This window comes from Georgenia phoenicis (genome assembly GCF_047302425.1).
Taxonomy (GTDB): Bacteria; Actinomycetota; Actinomycetes; order Actinomycetales; family Actinomycetaceae; genus Oceanitalea.
The window spans coordinates 100552-115366 of sequence record NZ_CP154855.1; the positions used below are offsets into that span (position 1 = coordinate 100552).

The following is a 14815-nucleotide window of genomic DNA, read 5'->3' on the forward strand; positions in this document are numbered from 1 at the left end:
AGCTCCGCTCCCGACCGGGACGCAGGGGTGGGAGGGGCGGGAGGGGGTGCCTAGGCTGGGGGCATGACCGTCGCGGCAGTGAACGCTCGGGCACTGGCCGCGCCCGAGTGGCTCGCGCGCGAGTCGAGCCACCGGCAGCGCGCCCTGGAGCTCACCGGTGCCCACCGGGAGCGGCGCTCACGCGGCGAGAACCACCCGATCGAGGACTTCCTCTTCGACTACTACGCCATCCGCGCGGGCCGCCTCGATCGCTGGCACCCGGGCGTCGGGGTCACGCTCCTCGGCGACGACGAGCTGCTGGCCGTCCGCGCCGGCTGGCGCTGGCACGTGCGCACCCCCGAGGGCGGGGTGCGCCTGGACGCCTCCGCCTTCGTCACCGACCGCGGGCCGGCGCTGCGCCGGCTCCTCACGATCCTGCGGGCCACCGCGGCCCGCGCTCCGCACCTCGGCTGCCTGGGCCTGCACGAGTGGGCGATGGTCTACCGCCAGCCCGCGGCCGAGCGGCGCCACGACCTGCCGCTGCGGCTGGGCCCGGACGGCACGGACGCCGTCGTCGAGGCCCACCCGGTGCGCTGCACGCACTTCGACGCCTTCCGCTTCTTCACGCCGGAGGCCCGGCCGGTCAACCGGCTGCAGCCCACCCGCGAGACCCAGCCCGAGCTCGAGCAGCCCGGCTGCCTGCACGCGAACATGGACCTCATGCACGCCGCGATCACGCTCGGGCCGGCCTGTCCCGGCGAGCTGCTCCTCGACTGCGTGGAGCTGGCGCGGGACATCCGGGTCCTCGACATGCGGGCCTCGCCCTACGACGTCACGTCCCTCGGTCACAGCCCGGTCGCCATCGAGACGACCGAGGGCCGCGCGGAGTACGTCGCCGCGCAACGTGCCTTCGCCGAGCGCTCTGCACCGCTGCGGGAGCGGCTCGTCGCCGTCGGGGAGGAGCTGGGGCTGTGAGTGCCACGCACGTGCGGACCGCCGCACTCGCCGTCGTCGTCCTCCTTCTCACCGCGTGCGGGGGCGAGCCGGCTCCCGGCGGGAGCGAGGCGCCGTCGTCCCACGAGATGCCCACGACGCCCGCGCCGGCCGCCACGTCCGCGACGCCGGTGGAGCGCACGCCGCAGGTCGAGGCGGCGGTCGCGGACCTCGCCGCCCACCTCGGGATCGAGGCGGCCGACGTCACCGTGGTGAGCCACGAGGACGTCACGTGGCCCGACGGCTCGCTCGGCTGCCCGACTCCGGGGATGAGCTACACCCAGGCCCAGGTGCCCGGCTCCCGCCTCGTGCTCGCCGCGCAGGGGCGGGAGTTCTCCTACCACGCGGGCAGCAGCGGCGACTTCGCCCGCTGCGACTCCCCCCGGCTCGCCCCCGCGCCGTCCCCCGACGAGAGCTGACCGGCTGGACCGTCCCCGTTCCCTGGCGCCGACAGCCGGATCTCGCCTGGCGAGGTCCGGCTGTCGGCGTCGGGGGGTGGGTCAGTGGGCGGGTGAGGAGGCGACCTCGGTGCGGACCTCGTTCTCCTCGTCGACCTTCGCCGCGCGCAGCCGCGAGGCGATGACCGCACCGAAGGCGACGGCGGCGGCCGCCGAGGCGATGCCGATGCGCAGCACGTGGTTGGCGTCGGCCGGCACGCTCAGCTGGACGACGGCGGGTGCGATGAGCACCGCGACGAGGTTCATCACCTTGATGAGCGGGTTGATGGCCGGCCCGGCGGTGTCCTTGAAGGGGTCGCCCACGGTGTCGCCGATGACGACGGCGGCGTGCGCCTCGGAGCCCTTGCCGCCGTACCGACCGTCCTCGACGATCTTCTTCGCGTTGTCCCACGTGCCGCCGGCGTTGGCGAGGAAGACGGCCATGAGGACGCCCGCGGCGATGGCGCCGCCGAGGAAGCCGGCGAGCGGCCCGACGCCGAGCCCGAAGCCGACGGCGATGGGCGCGAAGGCGGCGAGGAGGCCCGGGGTGGCGAGCTCGCGCAGGGAGTCGCGCGTGCAGATGTCGACGACGCGGCCGTACTCGGGGCGGACCTCGCCGGTCATGATGCCGGGGTTCTCGCGGAACTGGCGGCGGACCTCGAAGACGATCGCGCCGGCGGCGCGGGTGACGGCGTCGATCGCCAGCCCGGAGAACAGGAAGACGGTGGCCGCGCCGAGGATGACGCCGACGAGCGTGACCGGGGAGATGATCTCGTAGCTGAGCATCGAGGTGACGATGCCGCCGGCCAGCTCGGTGCCGGAGTCGAGGATGTCCTGCAGCGACTGACCCACGGCGTCGGCGTAGGAGCCGAAGAGCGCCGTCGCGGCGAGGACCGCGGTGGCGATGGCGATGCCCTTGGTGATGGCCTTGGTCGTGTTCCCGGCGGCGTCGAGGTCGGTGAGGATCTGCGCGCCCTCGGGACCGACCTCCCCGGACATCTCGGCGATGCCCTGGGCGTTGTCCGACACCGGCCCGAAGGTGTCCATCGCGACGATGACGCCCACGGTGGTGAGCAGCCCGCAGCCGGCGAGCGCGACGAGGAACAGCGCCAGCCACACCGAGCCGCCGGCGAGGAGGAAGACCCCGCAGATCGCGGCGGCGATGATGCCGGCGGTGTAGACCGCCGACTCGAAGCCGACGCCGATACCGGACAGGACGACGGTCGCCGCGCCGGTGCGCGAGGTGCTCGCGACGTGGAGCGTGGGCTTGGAGGTCGTGCCGGTGAAGTAGCCGGTGAGCCAGAGGATGACGCCGGCGAGGACGACACCGATGGTGACGGCGGCGGCGGCGATGAGGCGGGGGTCGCCGTCGTGGTCGACGAGGTCGGCGCTGACGCCGTTGATCGCCCCGAAGGTCGAGGGCAGGTAGAGGAAGGCGGCGACCGCGGCGAGGACGACGCCCGCGAGCGCCGAGACGTAGAAGCCGCGGTAGATGGTGGTGAGCGCACCCTCCGCGCCGCGCACCCGGGTGATCGCCACACCGAGGACGGCGACGACGGCGCCGATCGCGGCGACGACGAGCGGGAAGATCATGCCCTGCTCACCGAAGGCGGCCTTGCCGAGGATGAGGGAGGCGACGAGCGTGACGGCGTAGGACTCGAAGAGGTCGGCGGCCATGCCGGCGCAGTCGCCGACGTTGTCACCGACGTTGTCGGCGATGGTCGCGGCGTTCCGGGGGTCGTCCTCGGGGATGCCCTGCTCGACCTTGCCGACGAGGTCCGCGCCGACGTCGGCGGCCTTGGTGAAGATGCCGCCACCCACGCGCATGAACATGGCGAGCAGCGCCGCCCCGAAGCCGAAGCCCTCGAGGACCGCGGGGGCGTCGCCCTGGAAGACGAGGACGACGCCGGCCGCCCCGAGGAGGCCGAGTCCGACGACGGACATGCCGACGACCCCGCCGGTGCGGAAGGCGATGCGGGCGCCCTCCCGGCGGCCGTCGGGGTGCTGGGCGGAGGCGGCCACGCGCAGGTTCGCCCGCACCGCCAGCCACATGCCGAGGTAGCCGATGGCGGCGGAGAAGCCGGCACCGAGGACGAAGGCGACGGCACGGCCCGCCTTGATCCCGCCGTCGCCGGGGAGCAGGAAGAGCAGCGCACAGACGACGACGACGAAGAGCGCCAGGGTCCGGAACTGCCGGTTGAGGTACGCGCGGGCGCCCTCCTGGATCGCCTGGGCGATCTCCTGCATCCGGACCGACCCCTCGTCGGCCGCGAGCACCTGCTTCCGTAGCACCACCGCGATGAGGAGCGCGACGACCGCGACCCCGGCGATGACCCCGACAATGACCAGACTTGACGCACTCAGCTCGAGCATCCGCCCTCCTCGGCAGTGCCCACCGGCGCCCACAGCGATGTCAGCGCTCGGTGGCGTTCATGCGGCGCTACCGCCGCGCAGTGACGTGCCGGAGTCTACGCATGTCGGTGGGGCGTGCGAGCGGGTTCCGGCAACGCCGGACGTGAAATCACGCTGTCGGACGAGCCCGCTCGTCCGACGGTCCAGGCGCCCGGAGCACCTGGTCGCCCGCGCGGGGCGATGATGGACGGGTGAGTGAGCTCCTCCCCCTCCTGCGCCGGCTCGGCGAGGACGACGACCGGCTGCTCCACGTCGAGCACCTTCCGGCGCGCGAGGGACGGACGGGGCAGTGGCCCGCGTGGGCGGACGCCGACCTCGTGGCGGGCTACCGGCGGCTGGGCGTGGAGGCGCCCTGGGAGCACCAGGTGGAGGCGGCGGAGTCGGTGTGGTCGGGCCGGCACACGGTCATCGCCACGGCCACCGGCTCGGGCAAGTCGCTGGCGGCGTGGCTGCCAGCGATCAGCGCCGTGCGGGAGGGCGCCGAGGCGGCTGCCGGACCGGACGCGGGCCGGATCGCCGGGTACGCCCGCCGGCCGACGACGCTCTACCTGTCACCGACGAAGGCGCTCGCGGCGGACCAGCTCGCCGGGCTCGAGCGGCTCCTGCAGGCCGCGTCACTGCGCGGGGTGCGGGCGACGACCTGCGACGGCGACACCCCGCTCGCCGAGCGGGACTGGGCCCGCGACCACGCCGACATCGTGCTGAGCAACCCCGACTTCCTCCACTTCTCGATGCTGCCCAGCCACCGGCGCTGGCAGCGGCTGCTGCGCGGCCTGCGCTTCGTCGTCGTCGACGAGTGCCACGCCTACCGCGGGGTGCTGGGCGCCCACGTGGCCCTCGTGCTGCGCCGCCTGCTGCGCGTGGCCGAGCACTACGGCGCCCGCCCGACCGTCGTCCTGGCCTCGGCGACGACCGGCGAGCCGGCCGCGACCGGCGCCCGGCTCATCGGCGTGGACCCCGCCGAGGTGCACGCCGTCGTCGAGGACACCGCCCCGAGCGGCACCCGCACGATCGTCCTGTGGCAGCCCGGCTTCACCCGGGAGGGCCGGCAGTGGCCCGGTGAGGGGGTCGCGCTGCCGGAGGAGCAGGCCGAGCTCGAGGCCGCCGGGCCGCGGCGCAGCGCCTCGAGCGAGGCGGCGACACTCGTCGCCCGCCTGGTACGGGCCGGGGCGCGCACGCTCGCCTTCGTCCGCTCCCGGTACGGCGCGGAGGCGGTGGCCGAGCAGGTCCAGCACCAGCTGGCCGGCACCGGGCTGTCCGACCGGGTGGCCGTCTACCGGGGCGGCTACCTGCCCGAGGAGCGCCGGGCCCTGGAGCGGGCGCTGCGCGAGGGGGACCTCCTCGCGCTGGCGACGACGAACGCCCTCGAGCTCGGCGTGGACGTCTCCGGGCTGGACGCCGTGGTGATGACCGGCTGGCCGGGCACTCGCGTGTCGATGTGGCAGCAGGCCGGCCGCTCGGGCCGCGCCGGGCGGGACGGGCTCGCGGTGCTCGTCGCCTCGGAGGACCCGCTGGACGCCTACCTCGTCCACCACCCCGAGTCCGTCTTCGGACAGGCCGTCGAGGTGACGACCTTCGACCCCGCCAACCCCTACGTCCTAGCCCCGCACCTGTGCGCCGCGGCCTCGGAGGTGCCGCTCACCGAGGCGGACCTGCCCCGCTTCGGCCTGCCCGACGACGCTCTCCTCCAGCTGCTCACCGCCCAGGACTTCCTGCGCCGGCGGCCGAACGGCTGGTTCTGGAACTTCGCCCGGCCCGAGCAGCCCTCCTCGCTCACCGACCTGCGCGGCGGGCACGGCCAGCCGGTGCAGGTGGTCGAGGCCGGCACCGGGCGGGTGCTCGGCACGGTCGACGGCGCCCGCGCCGACGGCACCGTCCACCCGGGTGCCGTCTACGTCCACCAGGGCCGCACCTTCGTCGTCGACTCGCTCGCCGACGACGTCGCCCTCGTCCACGCCGAGCCGGAGCTGTCCTACCGGACCAAGGCCCGCAGTGCGACGACCGTGCGGATCATCGAGGAGCAGGAGCACGCCGAGTGGCCCCACCCGGCCGGTGCCACCGTGCGCTGGTCGCGCGGGATGGTCGAGGTGACCTCCCAGGTGACCGGCTACGACCGGCGCCGCCTGCCCGGCCTGGAGATCGTCGGCTCCTACCCCCTCGAGCTGCCCGAGCGCGTGCTGCGCACGAGCGCGGTGTGGTGGTCGGTGAGTGCGGAGGCGCTGGCCGAGGCCGGGGTCGCCGCGGACGTGCTTCCCGGGGCGCTCCACGCGGCCGAGCACGCCTCCATCGGGCTGCTGCCGATCGTCGCGACCTGCGACCGCTGGGACCTCGGCGGCCTGTCGACCGCCGTGCACCAGGACACGCTCGTGCCCACGGTCTTCGTCCACGACGCCTACCCCGGCGGCGCGGGATTCGCCGAGCGCGGCTTCCGCGCGGCCCGCGAGTGGCTGACGGCGACGCTCGGGGCGGTGGCCGGCTGCGGCTGCGCCGACGGCTGCCCCAGCTGCGTGCAGTCCCCCAAGTGCGGCAACGGCAACTCCCCGCTCGACAAGGCCGCGGCGGTGCGCGTGCTGCGCTTCCTCGTCGCTGCCTGCCCCGCGTAGCCGCTCCGCCGACGCGGTGGGCGGGCCCGGCACGCGCCTCGGCCCGCGCGACGAGACCCGGTCCGACGTCCCGCGCCACGGTGACCGTCACGTCCTCGCCCGCGACGGCGCAGCCCACCAGGGTGGTGCCGTGCGCGGCAGCGACGCTCGCCGCGACCACGCACGCGCCACCGCCGGGTGCCTGCAGCCGCTCGGCAGCGGCGAGGGCCGCGAGGTCGGCGGCCGTCTGGGCGGCTCCCCGTCCCGCGACGACCTGCCCGAGAGTGGCGACGACGACCGTGAGGGTGAGCGCGAGGGCGACGAGGCCGATCCCGAGCACAGTGCCGGAGCCTCGCTCCCGCGCACGGCCAGGCTCCGACGTCCCGCTCACGGCCCCGGCTCCACCCAGGCCCGGGCGCTGGCCCGGGCCTCGAGGGTGCCCGCGCCGAGCACGCCGGCGGCGACCGGCCGGGAGACGACGACCTCGACCCACGCACCGTCGGCCTCGATGCTCACCTCCGCGTCCGCCCCGGCGAGCTCGCGGGCGACGGACAGGACGACCGCCGCCGGCTCACCGATCGCTGCCGCGCGGGCACCGGCGCGGGCGGCATCCGCGCAGCGGACCTGCCCGAGCACCGCTGCCCCGAGGGTGCAGCACACGAGCAGCACCATGACGACGGCGGGCAGGACGAGCGCCAGCTCGGCCGTCACCGCTCCCCGTTCGTGGTGCGAGCGACGCCGTCCTGCCCGGCCGCCCACGTCATCCCACCTGGAGGGCCTGGCGGATGATGCCGAGGAGGAAGCCCCGCACCTCGGCGCTACGCAGGATGACGAGCAGCAGCCCGGCGAATCCCGCTGCGGCGAGCGTGGCGATGGCGTACTCGGCCGTGGCCATGCCGGCCTCGGCGCTCTGGCGAAGCGTCCGCAGGCGGGCCTGCAGGGACGCGCGTGCGGTTCGTGCCCAGCGCATGATGGTCGTCCTTTCGTCGGTCCGGCTGCGAGTCAGCCGGGTGCGTCCACTGTGGGACGGCACGACCACACCGCGGCGGGCCGCGGGCCGCTTCTGTGCACGGGGCTCCCGCGAGCGCGGTCTGGGGCTCATCGGGCCAGCAGGGAGCCGACGCCCGAGAGGAGCACGGGGGCCATCGCGAGCAGGACGAAGGCGGGCAGGAAGCACAGCCCCAGCGGGAGCACGAGCCGGGCACCGAGCCGCTCGGCGGCCTCCCGCGCCTCCTGGCGGCGCCGGGAACGGATCGAGGCGGCGGCCTGACGCACGAGCGGGCAGGGATCCACACCGTCGGTCCACGCGGGTTCCAGGGCGTCGGCGAGCGGGCGCAGGGTCGGCGGACAGGACTCCCATGCCTCCTGCCACGTCGCCCCGAGACGCAGCGCGGTGCCCGCGGCCCTCAGCCGCGGCCCGGCCGGGTCGGGTGCGCTCGCCACACCGAGCGCCGCGAGCGCACCGGGGACCGAGGTGCCGGAGGCGAGGGCGACGTCGAGGAGGTCGAGGAGGACGGCCGTGTCCGTCGGTACCCGCGCCTCCCGCTCCCTGCGCCGCAGGCGCCGGGGCACGCGCGGAGGGCCCGGCCGGGCGAGCAGCCACGGCAGGGCGGCGAGCGCCGCCGCGAGCACGAGCGCGCCGCTCACCGTGAGGCCGTCCCTCCCCGCTGCGCCGCCCCGACGAGCGCAGCGGTCCACCGCCGCCCCGCGAGCAGGAGGAGCAGACCGAGGACGACGCTCGCGCTGCCCCAGCCGCCGTCCGTGGCCGAGCCGAGCGGGTCGGCGCCCAGCCCGGCCCCGAGCAGCAGGCCGAGGAGGGGCAGCCCGGAGAGGATGCGGGCCGTGGAGCGCGGTCCGGCGAGAGCGGTCCGGCGGGCGTCGCTCGCCTGCTCCGCCTCGGTCACGGTGGCGGCGCAGCGCTCGAGCACCTCCGCGAGGGGTGCGCCGAGCGTGTGGGTGAGCCGGCTGGCCGCCACGACGGTGCGCGCAGCAGCGGCGGTGCCCGGGTCGCCCGCGCAGGCGGTGACGAGCCGGGTGAGCGCCGGTGGCACGCCGTCGTCCGCGGGCGGCTCGCCACCCGGCGCGGGGCCCAGGAGCCTGTCGACCGTCGTCGCCCACGCGTCGGCGGGCGTCGCACCGGTCCGCAGCCGGCTGGCCACCTCGGTGACGACGACGGCGAGGTCGGGCGGACGCCGCCGGTGCCGGCGTGGGAGGGACCACCTGCGCCGCGGACGCGTCGGGCGCGACGCCGGGCGGCCGGGCGCCCAGGCGAGGACCGCGAGCGCCGCCAGCAGGACGAGGACGGTCACGGCCCCTCCCGCTGGTCGAGGCGGTCGGCGAGCACCGGCCAGGCCGGGCCCTCCCGCACCTCCCCCCGGGCGGTGACCCGTAGCGCGGTGTCGCACACGAGGTCGGGGCCGCGGCGGGCCAGGACACCGACCTCGGTGAGCCGCCTCCCGCTCTCCGTGCGGCTGACGTGGAGGACGGCGTCGAGCGCGCTCACCGCCTGGACGGCGACGGCGTGCTCGCCCATCCCGGCGAGCGAGCCCAGGGCGATGAGCCGCGCGGGCACGTCCGCCGGGGCGTTGGCGTGGACGGTGGCCCACCCGCCGTCGTGGCCCGTGTTGAGGGCGCCGAGCACCTCCCGCACCTCCGCCCCGCGACACTCACCGAGGACGAGGCGGTCGGGGCGCATGCGCATCGCGGCCCGCACGAGTTCGGCCATCTCGACGCCGCCGGCCTGCTGGACGTTGGCGCGGCGCACCTGGAGGTGGACGACGTGGGGGTGATCGGGGCGCAGCTCGACCGCCTCCTCGATGCACACGATCCGCTCGTGCTCGCCCACGGTGGACAGCAGCGCCGCGAGGAGCGTCGTCTTGCCGGCGCCCGCGGCCCCGCTGACGAGGACGTTGGCCCGGGTGGCGACGAGCCCGCGCAGCACGTCGGCGAGCGCCGGTGCGACGGTCCCGCCGGCCACGAGCTCCTCGACCGTCAGCGCCCGCCCGCGCTGGGTCCGCAGGCTGATGAGGGTGCCCTCCGCGGAGACGGGCGGCAGCACCGCGTGGAGCCGGGTGCCGTCGGGCAGCGCGCCGTCGACGACGGGGCAGGCCTCGTCCAGCCGCTGCCCGCACGCCGCCGCCAGCCGGGTGGCCAGGGCCCGGACCTCCGCCTCGCCGCCGAGTTCCGCCGGATGCCGCTGCAGGCCGCGACCCCGGTCGACCCACACCCCCCGTTCCCCGTTGACGAGGACGTCGGTGACCGCGGGGTCCTCGAGCAGCTCCTGCAGCTCGCCGGCCCCGACGAGTGCCGCGCGGGCGCGCGAGTCGAGCTCGAGCAGCGCCCGCCAGCCCTGGGCGGCTGAGGCGGGCAGCCCGGCGACGGCGGAGCTCACCCGTGCGCCGTCAGCCTCCCCCTCGCCGCGGGCCAGGGCGGCCCGCACCTCGGCAACGGTGGTCACGGTCCCAGCCCCACGGCCCGCAGCAGCCGCCGGCCCGTGGCGAGCAGCGGACCGCGCCGCTGGTCCCCGGGGCCCAGGCCGCGCTCGACGCCGGCCGTGAAAGCGCGCTCGGGGCGCAGCACCGCGGCCAGCGGCCGGGCGCACACCTCGGCGACGTCCTCGGGCAGCAGCGTGCCTGCCGCCGGGCCGCGCACGACGAGCCGCACCTGGCCGAGCACGCCGACCGCCGCCGCGGCGGCCGCGGCAGCGCGGGTGTCGCAGGTGGTCACGAGGACCGTCTCGTCACACAGTGCCAGCCACTCCGGCTCCCCGCCGGGCGCCAGCACCGAGCGGGGCAGGTCGAGGACGACGGCGTCCGCGGCCCTCGTCAGGGCGCTCACGGCGTCGAGGGCCACCGGGTGGCCGGGCGGCACCCCGCCGCGCACGTCGGAGGACAGCACGCGCAGCCCGTGCCACTGCGGCAGCACGGCCATGAGGCGGTCGGGCGGGAAGCCGCCACGCTCGGGGAGCACGTCGCACCAGCGGGGGCCGGGGTCGTGCTCGGTCCCGAGGAGCACCTCGAGGCCGCCGCCCGCGGGGTCGAGGTCGACGAGCGCCGTCGTGCGCCCTGCGGCGACGGCCAGCCGCGCGACGACGGCCGCGAGCGCCGAGGTGCCCACCCCGCCCACCGCACCCACGACACCGACGACCCGCGCGCGCCGCGGTGCCGCCGCGCGGCTGAGCACCCCGAGCACGACCTCAGCGTCGGCCGGGAGGTGCAGGCCGCCGGCACCGAGCTCGACCACCTCCACCGCGGCCGCGGTCTCGCGCCAGGGCGGGGGAGCGCACTCGGCACGGTCGTCGAGGAGCACGGCCGCCTCGGGCGGGTCACTGCCCGGTGGTAGGACCTCCAGCGTCACGCCCGCGAGGGTGCACAGGCGCCGGACCCGCTCGACCAGGTGCCGGTCACCCGAGCGGAGCGCCGCCCTCACCGCTGCCTCCATGCCCGTCCTCCTTCGTCACCCCGAGGATGACGAAGGAGGACCAGAGGGCATCGAGGATGGCCTCCCGTCTGGGGAGGAGGCCGGCGCGAGCGAGTCCTGGGGACCGCCCGCCGCTCAGGTGCGGGGGCGCCTGCCGGTGGGGCGGGAGGAGGTGGCGTCGTCGTCCTCGAGCGGGTTCTTGACGAGGAAGGTGATAGCAGCGGCGAGCCCGCCCCAGATGATGAGCATGGCGAGCAGCATGAAGGCGATCGCGAGCGGGGTCATCGCCGGGCCTCCTCAGGAGTGGACAGCTGGTCCGGGGTGAAGTCGTCCACGGGCCGGCGCCACGGGACGAGGGTGTAGACGAGGGCCGCGACGGCCATGAGGCCGATCGTGCCCCACCCGGCGACGTTGACGAACGTCCACGGGTAGCCGCTGTAGGGCTCCTCGAGCAGCGACAGGAGGCTCGAGACGAGCATGACGAGGAGGGCGACCGGCACGACCGCCCCGACGAGCACGCTCCACCAGCGACCCACGTGCCCGGTGGACACAGCGTTGAGGTGGGCGCGCAGCTCGGGGAGCTTGCGTGCCCCGACGGTGACGACGACGCAGGTGAGGATCGCGGAGAGGACGACCCCGACCTCGTTCGTGTACTTGTCCACCGTGTCGAGGATCGCCAGGCCGGAGGTCGAGGAGTACAGCGCCAGGGAGATGACCGCCGCGACGCCGCCGATGAGGAGGGACACCTGGACGCGGTTGAGCCCGAACTTCTCCTGGAAGGCGGCCGAGACCACCTGGAGGATCGAGATGAGGGAGGTGAAGCCCGCGAGCGCCAGGGAGGTGAAGAAGAGGATCCCGAAGATCGGCCCGCCGGGCATCATCGAGACGATCTGGGGGAAGGTCGCGAAGCTGAGCATGACGCCGCTGAGGTTCTCCAGCTCCCCGACGGCCACCCCCTGCTGCGCGGCCATGAAGCCGAGCGTGGCGAAGACGCCGATCCCGGCGAGCAGCTCGAAGGAGGAGTTGGCGAAGGCGACGACGTACCCCGTGGGCGCGACGTTCGACCGCCGCTTGAGGTAGCTGGAGTACGTGATCATGATGCCGAAGGCGATCGACAGCGAGAAGAAGATCTGGCTGTAGGCGGCGATCCACACGTTCGCGTCGAGCAGCGCCTCCCAGTTCGGGGTGAAGAAGGCGGTGAGACCGTCGGCGGCCCCTTCGAGGAACAGGGCGCGGACGACCATGATCGCGAAGAGCACGACGAGCAGCGGCATGAAGATCTTGTTCGCCCGCTCCAGGCCCCGCTGCACGCCGAGCGCGAGCACGACGAGGACGACCACCCACAGCACGAGCATCGGCCAGAAGATCCCGCCGACGTAGTCGGTGCTCAGCTCCGCGCCGCTGTCCTGGAGGAAGCTGCCGAAGAAGAAGCCCGCGGGGTCATCACCCCACGCCATGTCGACGGAGAAGCCGATGTAGCGGATCGCCCACACGATGATCACCGTGTAGTAGGTCGCGATGATGAAGGAGATGGCCACCTGGAACCAGCCCAGCGGCTCGAACTTCTTGCCCAGCCGCCGGAAGACGGTCGGCGCGGAGCCGCGGAAGCGGTGCCCGAGGGAGTAGTCGAGCAGGAGGATCGGCACGCCCGCGGTGAGGAGAGCGACGAGGTAGGGGATGAGGAAGGCGCCGCCGCCGTTCTCGTAGGCCACGCCGGGGAAGCGCCAGATGTTCCCCAGGCCCACCGCCGACCCGATCGCGGCGAGGATGAAGCCGTACTGGCCGGTCCACTGCTCCCGTTCGGGCGCTGTCCGCTGTGCCATCCTGTCCCCTCGTCGTCGCCCACCCGCGTCGGTGGTGCCGGGAAATCTAGCCCTCCTGCTCAGCCAGGACGAGCGCGCGTCTCAGGTGGTGGACACCGCGTGTGGGCCGGAGCTGTCGGCGCCGGCGGTTAGGGTCGGGGCAGGAGGTTCCGCCCGTGCCACACGCTTCAGCCGGACGCCCCGCGGCGTTCTTCGACCTCGACAAGACCGTCATCGCCGGGTCCTCGTCGCTCGCCCTGTCCAAGGCCTTCTACGCCGACGGGCTGCTCACCCGCGCCGGCGCGCTGCGCGGCCTTTACGCCCAGCTCGGCTACCTCTCCTTCGGCGCGAACCACGACCAGACCGAGCGGATGAAGGACCGTCTGGCGCAGATCTCCCTCGGTTGGGACGCCGCCCGCACCGAGGCCGTCGCCGCGGCGGCCCTCGAGGAGCACGTGCGCCCGGTCGTCTACCAGGAGGCGCTGGAGCTCATCGCCGAGCACCACGCGGCGGGTGAGGACGTCGTCGTCGTGTCCGCCTCGAGCGAGGCCGTCGTGCGGCCGATCGGGGAGCTGCTCGGCGCGGACCACGTCATCGCCACCCGTCCCGTCGTCGCCGACGGCCGCTTCACCGACCAGCTGGAGTTCTACGCGTACGGGCCGACGAAGGCGACGGCGATCCGCGAGCTCGCCCGCGAGCGCGGCTACGACCTCGCCGCCAGCCACGCCTACAGCGACTCCGTCACCGACCTGCCCATGCTCGAGGCCGTCGGCCACCCGGTCGCGGTCAACCCCGACCGCGCGCTGCGCCGGCACGCCCTCGCCCGGGGCTGGCAGGTGCGGGACTTCTCCCGCCCGGTGCCCGTGCGCCCGCCGCACCGCCGCCGCGCGGTCCTGGTTGCCGCGGTCGTCGCCGTCGTCGCGCTCGGCTGGCTGGCCGGGCGCCGGAGCCGCCGCTGACCGGCGCGCCGCCCCCTGCGCCTCGCCGCCGCCTCGCTACGTTGAGGACCGCACACCCGAGGAGGCGACGTGTCAGACAACCCCTATGAGCGTGACCGGCCCGACGAGCAGAACGGCGACGTGACCCGCGACGACGACGCGACGGGCCCGGTCCCCACCGTCGGCGAGCCCGCCGCGACCGCGCCGGCCGACGGCGAGCACCGGAACGAGGAAGCCTCGCCCGGCCCCGCCGACCCCGAGGCGTACCCGGCCGACAGCTCCGTGACGGAGGACCCGGGCCGGCCCGCAGCCGACGACGCCGCCACCCGCCCGCTCCCCGCCGACGACCCCGCCGCCGGGCCGTACGACGACGGCGACGCGTCCACCCGGCCGCTGACCGCCGAGCACGACGCCGACGCGTCCGGCGACACCAGCGAGACCACCCAGGTCCTGCGCTCCCACCAGGCCGAGCGGCCGGTTCCGCGCTCCGGCCTGGCCGAGCACCGCAGCGCCGCCTACCTCACCGGCGAGCGCCACCCGGGCGAGCCCGAGCCGCAGCCCGATCCTGAGCCGCAGCCCGAGCCGGCGACCACCGCGTGGCCCGCCGCCGGCGCCACGGCCGGTGCCGCGGCCACGGCGTCGTCGCACGACGGCGCACCGGAGCGCGAGCCGGAGACCGCGGAGCCGGCTTCCGCTCGCCGCGAGCGGGACGTCGTCCTCGAGGGCACCACCGCCCACACCCGCCCGCCGTCGCGGGGCAAGGCGCACGTCCTCACCATCCTGGTCACCGTGATCCTCACGCCCGTGGCCTGGTACCTCGTCGCCGACGCCGGGGCACGGCTCACGCTCCCGGCGGGCAACCCGTGGGACACGACGAACCTCAATGTCGCGGCGATCCTCGAGCTCGCCGGCGGCCTGCTCGTCCTCGCCGTCATCCTGCTCGCGGCCCGCTGGAGCTCGGTCGGGGCGATCGTCACCGGCGTGCTCGTCACTGTCGTCGGCGTGCCCTTCATCGCCGTCCCGGCCTGGACCCAGGAGCTCCTCGAGCCGGTCGAGTCGTGGCTCGCGCAGCTCGGCGACCTCGGGGACAACGTCGCCCACCACCTCGTGGCCTCGGGCAGCACCGGCCGGCTCGTCGCGCTCGGCGTCGCCCTCGTGCTCGTCGGCGTCGTCTCCCACGGCGCCCGCCGCCAGGGCCGCCGCGAGGTGCGCCCCGCCGTCGCCGCCTGAGCGCCGCTCGAGCGAGCGGTACG

14 protein-coding genes and 1 pseudogene are annotated in these 14815 nt (G+C 75.5%); 5 read left to right on the forward strand and 10 right to left on the reverse strand.

The features are described 5' to 3' along the window. The first annotated feature begins 63 nt into the window (after nucleotides 1-63). Both AA0005_RS00555 and AA0005_RS00560 read left to right on the forward strand, forming a co-directional pair. On the forward strand, nucleotides 64-954 hold the full coding sequence (locus AA0005_RS00555; RefSeq protein ID WP_413451496.1) for a 3-methyladenine DNA glycosylase: 891 nt from the start codon (nucleotides 64-66) through the stop codon (nucleotides 952-954). After that, the gene (locus tag AA0005_RS00560) at nucleotides 951-1391 is read left to right on the forward strand and encodes a hypothetical protein (RefSeq protein WP_413451497.1); all 441 of its coding nucleotides are present in this window, start codon (nucleotides 951-953) and stop codon (nucleotides 1389-1391) included. Before AA0005_RS00555 ends, AA0005_RS00560 begins: the two co-directional genes overlap by 4 nt. An 81-nt stretch (nucleotides 1392-1472) precedes the next feature. Here AA0005_RS00560 and AA0005_RS00565 read toward each other — a convergent pair whose 3' ends face one another. Beyond that, nucleotides 1473-3782 (reverse strand): sodium-translocating pyrophosphatase, encoded by a 2310-nt coding sequence (locus AA0005_RS00565; RefSeq protein ID WP_413451498.1) that lies wholly within the window; start codon nucleotides 3780-3782, stop codon nucleotides 1473-1475. Nucleotides 3783-4012: 230 nt separating this feature from the next. On the opposite strand from AA0005_RS00565, the gene AA0005_RS00570 reads away from it, so the two are divergent. After that, nucleotides 4013-6424: a DEAD/DEAH box helicase gene (locus tag AA0005_RS00570; protein WP_413451499.1), complete on the forward strand. Its 2412-nt coding sequence runs from the start codon at nucleotides 4013-4015 to the stop codon at nucleotides 6422-6424. Nucleotides 6425-6458: 34 nt separating this feature from the next. On the opposite strand, the pseudogene AA0005_RS00575 reads toward AA0005_RS00570, so the two are convergent. The 9 genes and pseudogenes from AA0005_RS00575 to AA0005_RS00615 form a co-directional block, all read right to left on the reverse strand. Beyond that, nucleotides 6459-6896 (reverse strand): annotated as a pseudogene (locus tag AA0005_RS00575) (Rv3654c family TadE-like protein); the annotation flags it as partial. Continuing rightward, complete coding sequence (locus AA0005_RS00580; RefSeq protein WP_413451500.1) at nucleotides 6791-7114, reverse strand: TadE family type IV pilus minor pilin; 324 nt, start codon at nucleotides 7112-7114, stop codon at nucleotides 6791-6793. The gene AA0005_RS00580 and the pseudogene AA0005_RS00575, both read right to left, overlap by 106 nt. Before the next feature lie 49 nt (nucleotides 7115-7163). Next, complete coding sequence (locus AA0005_RS00585) at nucleotides 7164-7442, reverse strand: DUF4244 domain-containing protein (protein WP_413453126.1); 279 nt, start codon at nucleotides 7440-7442, stop codon at nucleotides 7164-7166. 59 nt (nucleotides 7443-7501) lie between these two features. Further along, the gene (locus AA0005_RS00590) at nucleotides 7502-8050 is read right to left on the reverse strand and encodes a type II secretion system F family protein (protein WP_413451501.1); all 549 of its coding nucleotides are present in this window, start codon (nucleotides 8048-8050) and stop codon (nucleotides 7502-7504) included. Next, nucleotides 8047-8712, reverse strand: coding sequence for a hypothetical protein (locus AA0005_RS00595; protein ID WP_413451502.1), 666 nt, complete (start codon nucleotides 8710-8712; stop codon nucleotides 8047-8049). Before AA0005_RS00595 ends, AA0005_RS00590 begins: the two co-directional genes overlap by 4 nt. Further along, nucleotides 8709-9860, reverse strand: coding sequence for a TadA family conjugal transfer-associated ATPase (locus AA0005_RS00600; protein WP_413451503.1), 1152 nt, complete (start codon nucleotides 9858-9860; stop codon nucleotides 8709-8711). The genes AA0005_RS00595 and AA0005_RS00600 overlap by 4 nt, the downstream gene beginning before the upstream one ends. After that, nucleotides 9857-10843, reverse strand: coding sequence for a septum site-determining protein Ssd (gene ssd, locus AA0005_RS00605; RefSeq protein WP_413451504.1), 987 nt, complete (start codon nucleotides 10841-10843; stop codon nucleotides 9857-9859). The genes AA0005_RS00600 and ssd overlap by 4 nt, the downstream gene beginning before the upstream one ends. A gap of 114 nt (nucleotides 10844-10957) precedes the next feature. After that, nucleotides 10958-11107: a methionine/alanine import family NSS transporter small subunit gene (locus tag AA0005_RS00610; RefSeq protein WP_413451505.1), complete on the reverse strand. Its 150-nt coding sequence runs from the start codon at nucleotides 11105-11107 to the stop codon at nucleotides 10958-10960. Then, nucleotides 11104-12645, reverse strand: coding sequence for a sodium-dependent transporter (locus tag AA0005_RS00615; protein WP_413451506.1), 1542 nt, complete (start codon nucleotides 12643-12645; stop codon nucleotides 11104-11106). Before AA0005_RS00615 ends, AA0005_RS00610 begins: the two co-directional genes overlap by 4 nt. A 155-nt stretch (nucleotides 12646-12800) precedes the next feature. On the opposite strand from AA0005_RS00615, the gene AA0005_RS00620 reads away from it, so the two are divergent. Then, a complete protein-coding gene (locus tag AA0005_RS00620) occupies nucleotides 12801-13583 on the forward strand; it encodes an HAD family hydrolase (protein WP_413451507.1) in 783 nt (260 codons plus the stop codon). Between the two features lie 69 nt (nucleotides 13584-13652). Continuing rightward, nucleotides 13653-14792 carry a hypothetical protein gene (locus AA0005_RS00625; protein ID WP_413451508.1) on the forward strand — a complete coding sequence of 380 codons (1140 nt, stop codon included), beginning with the start codon at nucleotides 13653-13655 and terminating at the stop codon, nucleotides 14790-14792. Nucleotides 14793-14815 lie beyond the last annotated feature (23 nt).

Coding starts and splice junctions, on each gene's coding strand:
- AA0005_RS00555 (WP_413451496.1), top strand. CDS start 64: ATGACCGTCGCGGCAGTGAACGCTCGGGCACTGGCCGCGCCCGAGTGG.
- AA0005_RS00565 (WP_413451498.1), bottom strand. CDS start 3,782: ATGCTCGAGCTGAGTGCGTCAAGTCTGGTCATTGTCGGGGTCATCGCC.
- ssd (WP_413451504.1), bottom strand. CDS start 10,843: ATGGAGGCAGCGGTGAGGGCGGCGCTCCGCTCGGGTGACCGGCACCTG.
- AA0005_RS00610 (WP_413451505.1), bottom strand. CDS start 11,107: ATGACCCCGCTCGCGATCGCCTTCATGCTGCTCGCCATGCTCATCATC.
- AA0005_RS00615 (WP_413451506.1), bottom strand. CDS start 12,645: ATGGCACAGCGGACAGCGCCCGAACGGGAGCAGTGGACCGGCCAGTAC.